12 protein-coding genes are annotated in these 12,479 nt (G+C 63.5%); 4 read left to right on the top strand and 8 right to left on the bottom strand.

The window, feature by feature from the left end:
• Positions 1–58: 58 nt before the first annotated feature.
• From CLU91_RS24925 to CLU91_RS24915, 4 genes are all read right to left on the bottom strand, one after another.
• Positions 59–232, bottom strand: a complete 174-nt coding sequence (locus tag CLU91_RS24925; RefSeq protein ID WP_100876258.1) for a Flp family type IVb pilin — start codon at positions 230–232, stop codon at positions 59–61.
• A 70-nt stretch (positions 233–302) separates the two neighbouring features.
• On the bottom strand, positions 303–449 hold the full coding sequence (locus CLU91_RS28025) for a hypothetical protein (RefSeq protein ID WP_157814805.1): 147 nt from the start codon (positions 447–449) through the stop codon (positions 303–305).
• Positions 450–624: 175 nt separating this feature from the next.
• Positions 625–1,314, bottom strand: coding sequence for a response regulator (locus CLU91_RS24920; RefSeq protein ID WP_071078607.1), 690 nt, complete (start codon positions 1,312–1,314; stop codon positions 625–627).
• Between the two features lie 39 nt (positions 1,315–1,353).
• Positions 1,354–2,973: a sensor histidine kinase gene (locus tag CLU91_RS24915; RefSeq protein WP_157814804.1), complete on the bottom strand. Its 1,620-nt coding sequence runs from the start codon at positions 2,971–2,973 to the stop codon at positions 1,354–1,356.
• A 354-nt stretch (positions 2,974–3,327) separates the two neighbouring features.
• On the opposite strand from CLU91_RS24915, the gene CLU91_RS24910 reads away from it, so the two are divergent.
• Genes CLU91_RS24910 through CLU91_RS24900 form a run of 3 tightly spaced genes read left to right on the top strand, consistent with a single transcriptional unit; the run spans position 3,328 to position 5,797 of the window.
• A complete protein-coding gene (locus CLU91_RS24910; protein ID WP_100876256.1) occupies positions 3,328–3,819 on the top strand; it encodes a TadE family protein in 492 nt (163 codons plus the stop codon).
• Positions 3,816–4,433, top strand: a complete 618-nt coding sequence (locus CLU91_RS24905; RefSeq protein WP_232730873.1) for a TadE/TadG family type IV pilus assembly protein — start codon at positions 3,816–3,818, stop codon at positions 4,431–4,433. Before CLU91_RS24910 ends, CLU91_RS24905 begins: the two co-directional genes overlap by 4 nt.
• Complete coding sequence (locus CLU91_RS24900; RefSeq protein ID WP_100876255.1) at positions 4,433–5,797, top strand: vWA domain-containing protein; 1,365 nt, start codon at positions 4,433–4,435, stop codon at positions 5,795–5,797. The genes CLU91_RS24905 and CLU91_RS24900 overlap by 1 nt, the downstream gene beginning before the upstream one ends.
• Positions 5,798–5,808: 11 nt before the next feature.
• Here the strand turns inward: CLU91_RS24900 and CLU91_RS24895 are convergent, their stop codons facing one another.
• Positions 5,809–7,659 carry an amidohydrolase gene (locus CLU91_RS24895; protein WP_100876254.1) on the bottom strand — a complete coding sequence of 617 codons (1,851 nt, stop codon included), beginning with the start codon at positions 7,657–7,659 and terminating at the stop codon, positions 5,809–5,811.
• A 67-nt stretch (positions 7,660–7,726) separates the two neighbouring features.
• Complete coding sequence (locus CLU91_RS24890; protein WP_100876253.1) at positions 7,727–8,380, bottom strand: hydrolase; 654 nt, start codon at positions 8,378–8,380, stop codon at positions 7,727–7,729.
• Between the two features lie 218 nt (positions 8,381–8,598).
• Here CLU91_RS24890 and CLU91_RS24885 point away from each other — a divergent pair, with 218 nt between their 5' ends.
• Positions 8,599–8,853, top strand: coding sequence for a hypothetical protein (locus tag CLU91_RS24885; protein WP_100876252.1), 255 nt, complete (start codon positions 8,599–8,601; stop codon positions 8,851–8,853).
• A gap of 7 nt (positions 8,854–8,860) precedes the next feature.
• Here CLU91_RS24885 and CLU91_RS24880 read toward each other — a convergent pair whose 3' ends face one another.
• The gene (locus CLU91_RS24880; protein ID WP_100876251.1) at positions 8,861–10,987 is read right to left on the bottom strand and encodes a TonB-dependent receptor plug domain-containing protein; all 2,127 of its coding nucleotides are present in this window, start codon (positions 10,985–10,987) and stop codon (positions 8,861–8,863) included.
• 74 nt (positions 10,988–11,061) lie between these two features.
• Positions 11,062–12,477 (bottom strand): M23/M56 family metallopeptidase, encoded by a 1,416-nt coding sequence (locus CLU91_RS24875; RefSeq protein ID WP_100876250.1) that lies wholly within the window; start codon positions 12,475–12,477, stop codon positions 11,062–11,064.
• Positions 12,478–12,479: the final 2 nt, after the last annotated feature.

The following is a 12,479-nucleotide window of genomic DNA, read 5'->3' as shown; positions in this document are numbered from 1 at the left end:
GGCTTGTTGAAGGGGCGCGAGCGTACAGAAAACAGTGAGCGCGCGCCTCGAACAGGACTTAGATCGTGATACCTGACAGCTTGGTGCCGATAGCGCCAAAGGCGTCTTTCAAGCCAGTCGTGAACAGGCCAATGCCGGCCACCAGCGCTGCAGCGACCAGCGCAGCGATCAGTGCGTATTCAATTGCGGTCACGCCATCTTCTTCAGCGATAAAGTTTTTGATGAAATTCATGATTAATCCATTCAGAGTAAATGTTAACAACGTCATGTGGGACTGCGGATGCAAGCAGTCAATCGATCACTTATAAACCCTTGCAGATGGCCAGCAGCGCAAGCAGCAACACCACGCTCATCAGCGACAGCAACAAAGCATGTTCGAAAAATGAGCTACCACTTTGATCTTGCAAGAAATACGCAAGCTCACCCGTCCCACCATCGTTCAAGCACATTTCCAGCTCCTGTCACCGTTCGCATTTTCAATCTGGCTAACTCAGCGACGATCACCGATTGCTGATAAAGGTATTGTATGGAAATACACATTGATACTAATCAGACAAAAGTCATTTTGTTACCGGTACAAAAGAGCCTATTTTCCTACACGGCATCAGTACATTTGTACTGGCATCAGCATTCCTGGGGCGCCGCCAGCCCGTTCTTCACCGCGTACACATACAATTCCAGACGGTTGGCCACGTCCAGCTTGCTATAAATCGACGTCAAGTGATTGCGCAAGGTTTGCTCGGAAATGAAGGCGCGCTGCGCGATGGTCTTGTTGAGTGCCCCATTGCCTTCGACCATCATGGCGACTATCTTGCGTTCCTTGAGGGTCAACTGGGCAATGCGCGCCATTTCGGGATCGGGCGGCGCCGGCGCTGGCGCCGGCTTGATCAGTGCTCCCAGCAAACTGCCCAGCAAAGCCTGGTCCAGGCACAATTCGCCCCGGTGTACCCTGGCAATGGTATCGATCACCTGCTCCGCCACCGCCTCCTTGCCGATCACGCCGCGCGCGCCGCTGCGCACGGCGCGGCCCAGCACCTCCTGGTCGCGCGTGCCGCTGAACATCACCGCCCGCGTGACGCCATTGGCCAACAGCGCGGGGATGAAATCGACGGAACACACGCCGGCGAGGTCCACGTCCAGCACGACAATATCGGGGCGCAAGCTCTCGGCAAGCTCCAGCGCGCCGCCTATCGTACTGGTGCTGGCGACCACCTGCATCGCCGGCTGCGCCTCTTCCAGCAGTTTTTCCAGTCCCCACAACATGGTTTTATGATCATCAACCAGCATGACGCGGATGGGATGCAGACTTGACATACGATGGCCTTTAACGGGTCAGCCGTGACGCTCTTGCCGTCAGACTGGAATTTCAATATGCACGGCGGTGGCACCATCAGCGCCCTGGCTGACCTGCACCCGGCCGCCCAGCGCCATGGCGCGTTCAGCAATGGAGGCAGGCATGAACTCGACACGGGACGACGTTTCGCCCGCATTCTCTATCGAGATCGACAAGGCATGCGCATCGCAAACGAGTGTCACGCGGCCCTCGCGGGCAGTGGTGTGCTTGCGGATATTGCTCATGCCTTCATTGACTATCTGAAACACTTCGGCTGCCAGCCGGTCGCTGAGATCAAACGCGCTGTCCGAGACGATCTCGATCGTGATGCCAAAAAACTTCTTCAGCTGTTCCGCCTGGCGCCGCAGCGCCACCAGCAAGGTCACCTGCTCCCGCGCCGCGCCGCCGCGCACCGTCTGCGCCATCCGGCGCAGGTCGTCAATCACCTGGCCACTCATGTCGATCAGCTTGTCGAGATCGGCCAGCAAGGGGCTGTCGGCGGCCACCTTGGCGCGCAAGGCACTCATGCCATGGCGCAGGCCGATATACGGCTGGATGGTCGAATCGTGCAAGTCGCGCGCAATCTTTTGCCGCTCGCGGAACGCCGCACCGGAGGCCAGCTTGTCGAGAATGGCAATGTTTTCAATCAGGGGGAACACTTGCGCCACGATATGCAGCAGGAATCTGGCGTCGGCCCGGGTCAGCCGGTTCTTCGCGGAGATCACGTAGATGCGGCCCAGTCCCTTATGCAAAGGAAGGGGCACGCTGATGAAGGAGCGCGCATCGAGCAGTTCGGCCAGCGCCGTGCCCTGCGGCCCATCCGCATCGATCCGCTGCCACTTCACACTGCCGCGTTCGACTCCCGTGAGCACGCTCGCCAGCCCCAGGCGCGTGCGCAACGACGGCGCGTACAGCACGCTCTGGCTGGCATCGAACACCATCAGCGGCGCCACCGCGGCTTCGCTCAGCTGGCTGACACGCCCCGCGTGTCCGCCTCTCTCTTCTAGCGCCGTACGCAACTGCCACTGCGCCGCATCGCCCTCGCGCATGACGAGGATACAGCTGCTGGCATCAAAAAAAACTCGCGCTTTCTGCAAGACCGACGCCACCGTGTGGTCGACGCCAAAGCGGGGATTCGATTGCTGGCTGACCTCGCGCAACAACGCCAGGCGGCGCTTCTGCAACAGCCCCAGGCCGCCCCAGTACGCAATCATGTAGCCAAGCGCCATGACAAAGGTCGTGCGCAGCAACAGGTGCGAAATGATCAGCTCAGGGGTCGATGCCACCGATGCCAGCACCAGCAGAACACAGGAGGCAAGCGTGATGCGCGCGCCTTCATCGAGTCCGCGCTGAAACGACGCCGCCAGGATGACGAAGAAAAAGAAGGGGAAAAAATAGCTATCGGCGCCCCCGGTGCCATACACGATCAGCCCGCACCACAGCACGTCGAGCCAGGATATCAGCTTGCCATGCACCACCGGATGCTTGAAATAAAGAAAAACAAACAGCACTGCGCTATGCAGCACATACGAACACAGGATCAGCCAGGCCAGCTGATTCGGCACACCCAGCTTGCCCGGGTTGATGATCAGCGTTAATAAGGCCGTCACCGACAGCAGCAGGCGCATGCCAGAGATCATGATCAAATCTGCATGATCAACCATTGGCAATGCCGTATCGGCATGTGGTTCCTCGTGCAGTTGTTGCTGTTGCAGCATGCTTATGTATTCACTTTTCAAAAATACCATCGGCTCGATCGCCAGGAAAATGGTTAATTATTTTTTAATTTCTTAAGCCTCCGCATCTTACTCTCAGGAACGTTACTCAGGGGTATGGAGTAAACAATTAACTACATTTATTGCAAGAAACTTGATTTATATGCATTTTAGTGCCAACCTTGCGCACTCGAAGCGAGATACAATAAAGCCCGCTCCATGGGCAACAGGCCCACCATCACACCGATGCCGGCGCGAGCCTTGATACGGATACCAGACATGATGCTCAACCAGGCCACACCCTTCCGGTCCCCGCAAGGCAGATTCAGGCAATGCGGCTCCGCCATCGTCGAGTTCGCCATCATCGCACCAGCCTTCCTGCTGCTCATGATAGGCATCATCGAGGTGAGCATGGCGTATTTCGCCAATCTCACCATGCAGCATGCGGTACGCGAAGGCGCGCGCTATGCCGTGACGGGCAACAAGGATCTCGATCCCGCCAGCAGCAACCAGCAGCGCTACCAGGCCGTCATTCAAAAAATGAAGGAAAGTTCGATGGGCATCTACGACAAGGTCAATCCCGTCATCACGGTGAACGGCGTGAGCGGCACCAGCACCGGCATGTTCGGCAACAGCGGCGATATCGTCGTCATCTCCGTCGCATACAACTGGAAATTCGCCACGCCGATGATGGCCGCCTTCTACAAGGACGGCAAATCGTCCAACATCGTCGCCGCCACCATGCGCAATGAAAGCTTTGGCGGCCTATGATGCGCCGCCGCTCGCTCCCTCTGCTACGCCGTGCCGCGCGCGGCATCGCCGCGGTGGAATTTGCCATCGTGCTGCCACTGCTGGCCGTGCTGCTGTTCATGGTGGTCGACCTGTCGCGCGCCATCCAGGCCAAGATCATCCTGCTCAACATCAGCCGCGAAGGCGCCAACCTGGCCTCGCGCTCGACCACCGACCTGAGCGGTTCGGGCCAGACCATCATGAATGCGCTGGCCGCCAGCACACCGCCGCTGGACATGAACAAGCGCGGCATGATCTATATCACCAAGATCATGGGCTACACGGCGAAGAGCGGCTTGCGCAATATCGTGCTGGAACAGTACCGCTGGGACGCCGGCGCGAAGGCCAGCGGCTACCTGCCCGCCAGCCAGGTGTGGAAACAATGCGGCAGCTGGAGCAATGGCACGTGCACCAATATCGCCAAGGCCGACAGTGCCCCCACAGTGTCACTGATGTCGGGCCAGTTGTCCGACGGCGAACTGATTTATGCCGTGGAGACTTTCTATAATTTCGACATGCTGTTCGGCACATTGAAAATTGGCAACAGCACGACGCCTGTCCTCGGTCCCAACCTTAATTCAATGACGGTATTCTGATGCGCATTCCACACAAGCGGCAAAGCGGCCAAGTGCTGATCATGGTGGCGCTATCGGCCGTCGTGCTGATCGCTTCGGCGGGCCTGGCCATCGATTCGGCGCTCGGCTACTTCGTCAAGGCCAAGCTCAATGCGGCCGTCGACTCGGCCAGCCTGGCGGCGGCGCGCGGCGTGACCTTGGGCGATACACAGGCGGCGCAGGCGAACAACGCGCGCCAATCGGCCAAGGAATTTTTTGACATCAACTATCCCGACAAATTCCTGCTCTCCACGCCCGTACTCAATCCCGTCGGCGTGGTTTTCGACAGGGGCACCGTCACCATCGACGTCTCGGCCACCGCCTCGATGCCCGTCTCGCTGATGGGCATACTCGGCTTCAAGACCCTGAACGTGGCAGCTGCCGCGCAAACCATCCGCAAGGACCTCGACATGGTGCTGGTCATGGATACGTCGGGGTCGCTGTCCAGCAATGCGGCCGCCGTACGGGCCGCAGGCAAGTCATTCCTGAATAAATTCAATTCCACCGTGGACCGGATCGGCTTGCTGCATTTTTCCAGCGGCAACGTCATCGACCTGCCGATCAAGAAGCTCGACCGGGGCTTCAACCGCACGCAAGCGAGCACTGCGATCGACAACTACGCTTTTAGTGGCAACACGAATTACTCGGAAGGCATGTGGCGGGCACGCGAACAGCTCAATGGCATCAGCCAGTCCGACCGCTCCAGCCTGCGCGTCATCGTCTTCTTTTCCGACGGTGCGCCCACTGCCTTGTCCTCGTATTTTTTCCCCGCCACCAGCGGCAACTGCACGGAGGCCGGGGCGCTGGCCGTCTCGGCCACGCTGCCCTCCAGCGGCAGGGCAACGAGCGGGCTGTATCGCATTGATGCTGCCTCGCAAAGTCTTCCCCCCACCAACTCGTGCGCGGCTAGCCTGATCAACAAGCTGCCTGCCTGGTATAACGCCCACCAAACCAAGGCCCAGGCCGATGCCGCGGCGCCAGGGGAATTTCCCATCTTGACCAATACGCCGCGCAAGGTGACGGCAGACATTTCCACACGCACGCTCCAATACGACAATGTGCACCGTGCAGCGCGCAACTTGCCCGAAGCGATGGCAAGCAAGTCGCGCCTGGAAAACACCTACATATTTACCCTGGGCATGGGCGCGGGACTGAAGGCCAAGGAAGGCCCGGACAACGAGGTGGGCGAAGACTTGCTGCGCTGCATGGCCAATACGGCCGATGCGCCATTGCGCTGCCGCAAGCCGGCCGAACCCGTGGGCCTGTACTGCTATGCCGCCACGGAGAGCGACCTGAGCCCCTGCTTTACGCGCCTCGCCTCGGCCATCCTGCGCATTTCCAAATAAGGCCCGGCCGCCTAGAAGGCGAAGCAGCTGCAGCCCAAGGTGCCCCAGAAGCCGGAAAAATCGCTGACCGGCACGGCCGACTTGCGCGCCCGGTCGTGGGCGTGCGCGTGCACGCCGCAGGCGCCCGCGCACTGGTGCGGTAGCAAGGCTTGCGCCGGCCTGGCCGCAGGACGGTAGTGGCCCGGCACCGTGCGCACGGGCGACCACTCGGGCAGCACGGGAATCGGGGGCGGCGCCAGCGTGGTGAATTCCGCCTGGCCGTAGACGATCTTGCCGCCGACCATGGTCAGCACGGATTCGATGGACTTGATCGCCTCTTCCGGCACGGCGAAATAATCGGCCGACAGCACGGCAAGGTCGGCCAGCATGCCCTCGCGGATACGCCCCTTCTTGCCTTGTTCGCTGGAAAACCAGGCGCTGCCCGCCGTCCACAGTTCCAGCGCCGTGTCGCGCGACAATCTGCCCGCCGCCTCCGTCAGGGCCAGGCCGCCCACGGTGCGCCCCGACACCAGCCAGTACAGCGCCGTCCACGGGTTGTAGCTGGCGACCCTGGTCGCATCCGTGCCGCCGCCCACGGGTACGCCCGCGTCCAGCATGCGCTGCACGGGGGGTGTGGCCTTGGCGGCATCCGCGCCATAACGCTCGACAAAATATTCGCCCTGGAAGGCCATGCGGTGCTGGATGGCGATGCCGCCACCGAGCGCCCTGACCCGGTCGATGTTTTTCGGGCTGATGGTTTCCGCGTGGTCGAACAGCCAGTGCAAGCCGCCGAACGGTGTGTCGCGGTTGACCTTTTCGAACACGTCGAGCATGCGGCTGATCGATTCGTCATAGGTGGCGTGCAGGCGGAACGGCCAGCGCTGCTCGACCAGGTGGCGCACGACCTTTTCCAGTTCATCCTCCATGCCGGCCGCCAGCTCGGGACGCGGCTCGAGGAAATCCTCGAAGTCGGCGGCGGAAAACACCAGCATTTCGCCGGCGCCGTTGTGGCGGTAAAAGTCCGTGCCGTCGCCCGGTTTGATCATGCCCGTCCACTTCTGGAAGTCCCGCAGTTCCGCGCCCTTGTTTTGCGTGAACAGGTTGTAGGCGATGCGGATGGTCAGCTGCTCCTTTTGCGCCAGCTCGTCGACGACGGCGTAATCCTCGGGATAGTTCTGGAAGCCGCCGCCCGCGTCGATGGCGCTGGTGATGCCCAGACGATTGAGTTCGCGCATGAACTGGCGCGTGGAATTGACTTGCAAGTCGAGCGGCAGCTTGGGGCCTTGCGCCAGGGTCGCATATAAAATCATGGCGTTCGGGCGGGCGATCAGCAGGCCGGTCGGATTGCCGGCCGCGTCGCGCACGATTTCGCCGCCCGGCGGATTCGGCGTATTTTTATCGTAGCCGACGGCGCGCAGGGCGGCCCGGTTCAGCAGGGCGCGGTCGTACAGGTGCAGGATGAAGACGGGCGTGTCGGGCGCGGCCGCGTTGATTTCATCGAGGGTGGGCATGCGCTTTTCCGCGAACTGGAACTCGGTCCAACCGCCCACGACGCGCACCCACTGCGGGTTCGGCGTGCGCAAGGCTTGTTCCTTGAGCATGCGCAAGGCATCGGCCAGCGAAGGCACGCCTTCCCAGCGCAATTCCAGGTTGTAGTTCAAGCCGCCCCGGATCAGGTGCAGATGCGAGTCGTTCAGGCCGGGAATCACCGTGCGGCCAGCCAGGTCGATCAGCTGCGTGGCCGGGCCGCGATGGCGCATCACGTCCTCCACGTCGCCCACGGCGAGAAATTTGCCATCGGCGATGGCGACGGCGGACGCCAGCGGCTGCGTCCGGTCGACCGTGTGGAAACGGCCGTTGAGCAAGATGGTGTTTGCGTGCATGAGAACTCCCGGATCAAATGAAAACACGGCCCCGCCGGCGGGCGGCGGAGCCAAAATCAGTGAAAAATCAATGGCCTTCGCTGGCGTTGAACATGGATTTGGCGTAGATCAGACCCAGGCCATAGCCGCCGCCGTGCGCCACGGCCGTCGCTACCGTCTCGTTGTAGGTCTCGCCGCGGGCCCAGTCGCGCTGCAGTTCCAGCAAGTATTGCACGGACGTCATCGGCTGTGCGCCCGCCTGTATCATGCGCTGCATGGCCATCGCATGGGCTTCGTCGGAGACGTCGCCGCTGGCGTCGGCGATCACGTACACGTCAAAGCCCTGCTCCAGCGCCGACAGCGCCGGTCCCACGATGCATACCGACGTCCACAGGCCGGCCAGCACGATCTTGCCCTTGCCGTAGCCATTCACCTTGTCGGCGATGCGCGCATCTTCCCAGGTGTTCATGCTGGTGCGGTCGATCGGCGCCTGATCCGGGAAGACGGACTGGATCTCGTCGAAGATCGGGCCGGAGAACGATTTGGCCGCCACCGTCGTCAGAATCGTCGGCACCTTGAATTGCGCCGCCGCCTTGGCCACCAGGGCCGCGTTGTTACGCAGCAGGGCCAGGTCGATGGAACGGGTGGCGAAGGCCATTTGCGACTGGTGGTCGATCATGATCAGGGTATGATCGTTCGGGGTCAGCAGTTTTTGGGCGGCTTGGGCGGTGGCGATAGGCATGATGTTTTCCTTAGTGAAAATAATTGAATATAAAAAAGAGAGGTCGTTATACGGTGCTTCTGCTCCTGCCCTTGCGTCACGCCGTGTGTGCCGGGCCAGTGCTATGCAGTATGGACGAGATGGTTTGAAAACAAAAACGGAAAGAATGCCAAGCTATGTGCAATTTTTTCGACAATGAAAAATGACCGCGGCTACAAGCTGCACATCGAGGAGAAAACATGGGATTTGAATTCAGGATTGCGGCCAGCCTGACGCAGGAGCAGCGCCAGCACCTTGCGCAGCTGCCAGAGTTGGCGGCGCCGGCGCCGCGCCCGCCCGGCGGCGCCATGCCCGACACCGAAGCGAGGCTGACGGACGCCGGCCTGTATATATGCCAGCACCTGCGCCCGGACCCGTGGCACGGCCTGGAGACCGTGCGCGCCTGGCTCGATGCGCAGGGCGTGCGCTATGCCGTCGACGAGATCGACGACTGAATACAGGCTACAGGGAGCCTTCGAGCATGACGCGCAGGGTGCGGTAGCTGCCCGTATCGACCGTGCGCAGCAGGCTGCCGCCGCCATCCGCATACAGGCTGCGCGTGCGCTCAGGCTGGCGCAGCAGATTGGCGCCCGACACGCGCAGGCGCAACTGGTCGCTGAAGGTCCATAACGCGTACAGATCCAGTTCGCGCCGGGCGCCCTGCCAGGCCAGCAGCTGGCTTGACTCGCGCGTCCGTCCACCGCCCTGGTAATGCAGATTGCCGCCCAGGGTCAAGGGCTTGCCGGCCAGCCGGTAATCGGCGCCCAGGTTGGCGCTCCAAGGCAGCTGGCCGTCGAGGCGGTTGTCCGGGCCGGCGACGGCGTCTAGCGTCGACCAGTTGCGCGCCACGTTCGCCCGCAGGTCCAGCGCGGGGGCGCCTGCCCACAGCGCCGACAGCGGCAGCTTCGCTTCCAGTTCGACGCCGCGCACCTGCGCCCTGCCCTGATTGACGGGCGTGGCCACCCAGCGCCCCTGGTCCTGATACAGCCGGTCCAGCATTACGTCGTCGATGCGCCGCAGCGAGGCGCTGGCGCCCAGCATGGCGCCTTGCCCAAGGTAGTATTCATAGGCCGCATCCAGGCCCCACGCCAGTTCCGGGCGCAGCGCCGGGTTGCCCTGGTTGTCGGGATTCACGGGACTATTGCCGTTGTCGTTGAGGTAGGGGCGCGGGATCAGCTGGAAAATCTGCGGCGCCTTGTAGGTGCGGGTGACGGCCAGGCGCACCTGATCCTTGCCGGCCAGCTTCCACAGGCTTTGCAGCACGGGGCTCCATACCTGCGCGCGCACGTCGACGCGGCGCTGCGCGGCACCATTGGCGCTGGCCGTGCGCAAGGTTTCCCAGCGCAGCCCCAGATACAGCGACCAGCGCGCGGAGATATCCCATTCATCCTGCGCGAACAGGGCCAGGCGCCGCGCCGTGGCCGCATAGTCTTCGTCCGGCAGCACGGGTGGCCCGCCCGGCGACAGCTGGCGTTCGCGGCGGAACTCCGTGCGCCGCCGGCTGCCCGCATCCCAGCCCGCCGCCAGCGCATGTCCCTGGCCCAGAGCCCGGCGATAGGTGCCGCTGGTCTGCACGCCCACATCATCGAGGCCCGCATCGACCCGGCGCACATTCGCCGGCCCGGGCGCGGCGCTGACGCCCTGGAACAGATAGTCGCTGCCACGGTGATTGGCATCGAGGCCCAGTTTCATGTCGAGGCTATCCCCTGGTCCGAACTTGCGCAGCCAGTGCAGATCGCTGCGCACGGTGCTGCTGTCCTGGCTGAACGCGGCGTCGTTGTCCGGATAGTCGGTATGGCCGCCCAGGTAAGCCGTTTCCACGACCTGGCGGCGGCTGGCCAGGCGGCGCAAGCTGACCAGGCTTTGCCAGGCCAGGCTGTCTTCGCCCGCCAGCGCCCATTGCAAACGGGGCGCCAGCTCGAACGTATCGCTGGTCACGCGCTCGGTCAGCGGCATATGGCGCACCACCGTGGGCCTGCCTTCGCCATCAAATGCGCGGTTCCACTCGTCGAGCAAGCCCCGGCGTCCCGTGTGCGCGAGCGTGCCGGCCAGCGCATACGACAGGCGGCCGTCCTTGTCCGCCCACTGCACGGTGGTGCTGCCGGCGGGCATGCCGTGGCTGCCGGACGCCCCCAGCTTGAAGGTGCGTTCGCGCCGCTTGCCCGATTTTTTCAGCACGATATTGATGGAACCGGCGATCGCCTGGGCGGAAAATTGCGCCGTGGCGGCACGCATGATTTCCACGCGCTCGACCAGTTCCGGGTCCAGCGAGTCGAGCGAAAAACCGGGCGCCACGGGCACGCCGTCGAGCATGATCAAGGTGTAACCCTGGCCCAGTCCGCGCAGCTGGATTTGCCCGCCAGCCGTGCCGCCGAGGGTAATGCCGGGCAGGCGCTTCAGGGCGTCGGACAGGGCACGGTCGCCCTGGCGTATCAATTCCTCGTGGCCGACGACGATGGCGGCCACGGTGTCGCTGCGGCGCTGCTCCACCTTGCCCGCATTGACCGTCACGGAAGGCAGAACGACCTCGGCACGCACGTGCGCCGTCAAGGGCAGCGCAAGGCTGCACAATACAATACTCAATCGCATGGGAAATCCTGAAAGGTCTGTGGTGGTGTCGGCTGGCGCGTTCCCGCGCTCAGCCGACCCGTGGCCAGCTCACGCTAATGGCCGAATTGTTCCTTGCGCATGCGCAGGGCGCGCGCGGTGGCGTTGGCATCGAGGCCGGCCAGCCACTGTTGCGGATCCTGCAAGCGCCCGTCGCGGGTGACCTCGAAATGCAAATGCGGCCCCGTCGCCAGACCGGTGGCGCCCACGGTGCCGATGCCCTGCCCTGCCGTGACGGCCATGCCGGTCGTCAGCGTGACCCGGTCGAGATGGGCATACAGCGACGCGACGCCAGCGCCATGGTCGATGCGCACGGCCTTGCCAAGGCGCGCATCTTCGCTGACGCTGGCGATGCCGTCGGCCGCTGCATGCACGGGCGTGCCGCGCCTGGCGCCCAGATCGATGCCGCGATGGCCTTGCGGCGTCAACTCGCGCACGACGCCAAAGAAGCCGGTCACGCGCATGCTGTCCAGGGGATTGCGCAAGAGAGCTGGCGCAGCGAGCATGCTTGCCGGCGCGGCTGCCACGGCCCACGCCAGTGCCGGCTGCAGCGCCAGGCTGGCCGCGCCGATCGCGCACAGCAGCAGCGCCGTCAACACCCGCAGGGCCGTGGATGGGCGCGCCTGCCCGTCACGCATGCGCAGCAGGCGCTCGGCCATGCCGCCGCCGCCAAAGGCCAGCCCCGGCAGCGGCTGGGCCTGCAGGCCCAGTTGCCTGACCAGGGCCGCCGCATATTGCTGGCGCTGGCGCGGGGGCCGGCCAGCCAGTACCTGGCGGTCGCAACCGAGCTCTTGCGCCCAAGCCAGCTGGCCGGCCAGCCAGCGCGCGGCCGGATTGAACCACAGCAGCGCCTGCAGCATGTTGGCCAGCAGCAGGAGCACGGGGTCGCGCCGGCGTGCATGGGTCAGCTCATGGGCGATCACCAGCTGCTGCTGTTCCGGCGTAAATTGCGCCAGGTGCGCCGGCAACAGCAGACGCGGCCGCCACACGCCCACCAGCATCGGCGAGATCGGCGCCGCCACTTCCAGCACGTCCATGCCGTGCAGGCGGCGGCGCTGCGCCAGTTGCAGCAAGCTGCGCAACATGGCGTGGCCACGCTGCCAGCGCCAGGCGGTCCAAGCGACGCCCAGCAGGTAGATCAGGCCCCAGGCGGATGGCACCAGGGCCAGCCAGGAAGCAGTGGGTGGCAGCCCGACAGCTGGCCCAGCCATAGCCAGCTGCACGTCGGGCGCGGCGCCGGCCAGCGAAACGGGCACGCTCAGTTCGGGCACCACGCTCAGTTGCCGCGTGTCAGGCAGCAGCGGCAGCACGAACACGGCGGCCAGCACCAGTTGCGCGACCAGCCACACGCTGCGCTGCGCCGCCAGCGCGGGCCAGCGCCGTTGCGCCAGGCTCAGCAATACCCACAGCAGCGGACCGGTCACGAGACAGGCGACGCTGGCCTGCAACAGCGTGAGAGAAAACAGCAGCATCG

The sequence above is a fragment of the Janthinobacterium sp. 64 genome, assembly GCF_002813325.1.
In the GTDB taxonomy this organism is placed as follows: Bacteria; Pseudomonadota; Gammaproteobacteria; order Burkholderiales; family Burkholderiaceae_D; genus Janthinobacterium.
The sequence above is the reverse complement of the archived record's forward strand: the minus strand, read 5'-3'. Positions and strand labels throughout refer to the sequence as shown.

Bases quoted from the DNA above. Each gene is read 5' to 3' on its own strand.
- CLU91_RS24925 (WP_100876258.1), bottom strand. From the start codon at position 232: ATGAATTTCATCAAAAACTTTATCGCTGAAGAAGATGGCGTGACCGCA.
- CLU91_RS28025 (WP_157814805.1), bottom strand. From the start codon at position 449: ATGTGCTTGAACGATGGTGGGACGGGTGAGCTTGCGTATTTCTTGCAA.
- CLU91_RS24920 (WP_071078607.1), bottom strand. From the start codon at position 1,314: ATGTCAAGTCTGCATCCCATCCGCGTCATGCTGGTTGATGATCATAAA.
- CLU91_RS24915 (WP_157814804.1), bottom strand. From the start codon at position 2,973: ATGATCTCTGGCATGCGCCTGCTGCTGTCGGTGACGGCCTTATTAACG.
- CLU91_RS24910 (WP_100876256.1), top strand. From the start codon at position 3,328: ATGATGCTCAACCAGGCCACACCCTTCCGGTCCCCGCAAGGCAGATTC.
- CLU91_RS24905 (WP_232730873.1), top strand. From the start codon at position 3,816: ATGATGCGCCGCCGCTCGCTCCCTCTGCTACGCCGTGCCGCGCGCGGC.
- CLU91_RS24900 (WP_100876255.1), top strand. From the start codon at position 4,433: ATGCGCATTCCACACAAGCGGCAAAGCGGCCAAGTGCTGATCATGGTG.
- CLU91_RS24895 (WP_100876254.1), bottom strand. From the start codon at position 7,659: ATGCACGCAAACACCATCTTGCTCAACGGCCGTTTCCACACGGTCGAC.
- CLU91_RS24890 (WP_100876253.1), bottom strand. From the start codon at position 8,380: ATGCCTATCGCCACCGCCCAAGCCGCCCAAAAACTGCTGACCCCGAAC.
- CLU91_RS24885 (WP_100876252.1), top strand. From the start codon at position 8,599: ATGGGATTTGAATTCAGGATTGCGGCCAGCCTGACGCAGGAGCAGCGC.
- CLU91_RS24880 (WP_100876251.1), bottom strand. From the start codon at position 10,987: ATGCGATTGAGTATTGTATTGTGCAGCCTTGCGCTGCCCTTGACGGCG.
- CLU91_RS24875 (WP_100876250.1), bottom strand. From the start codon at position 12,477: ATGCTGCTGTTTTCTCTCACGCTGTTGCAGGCCAGCGTCGCCTGTCTC.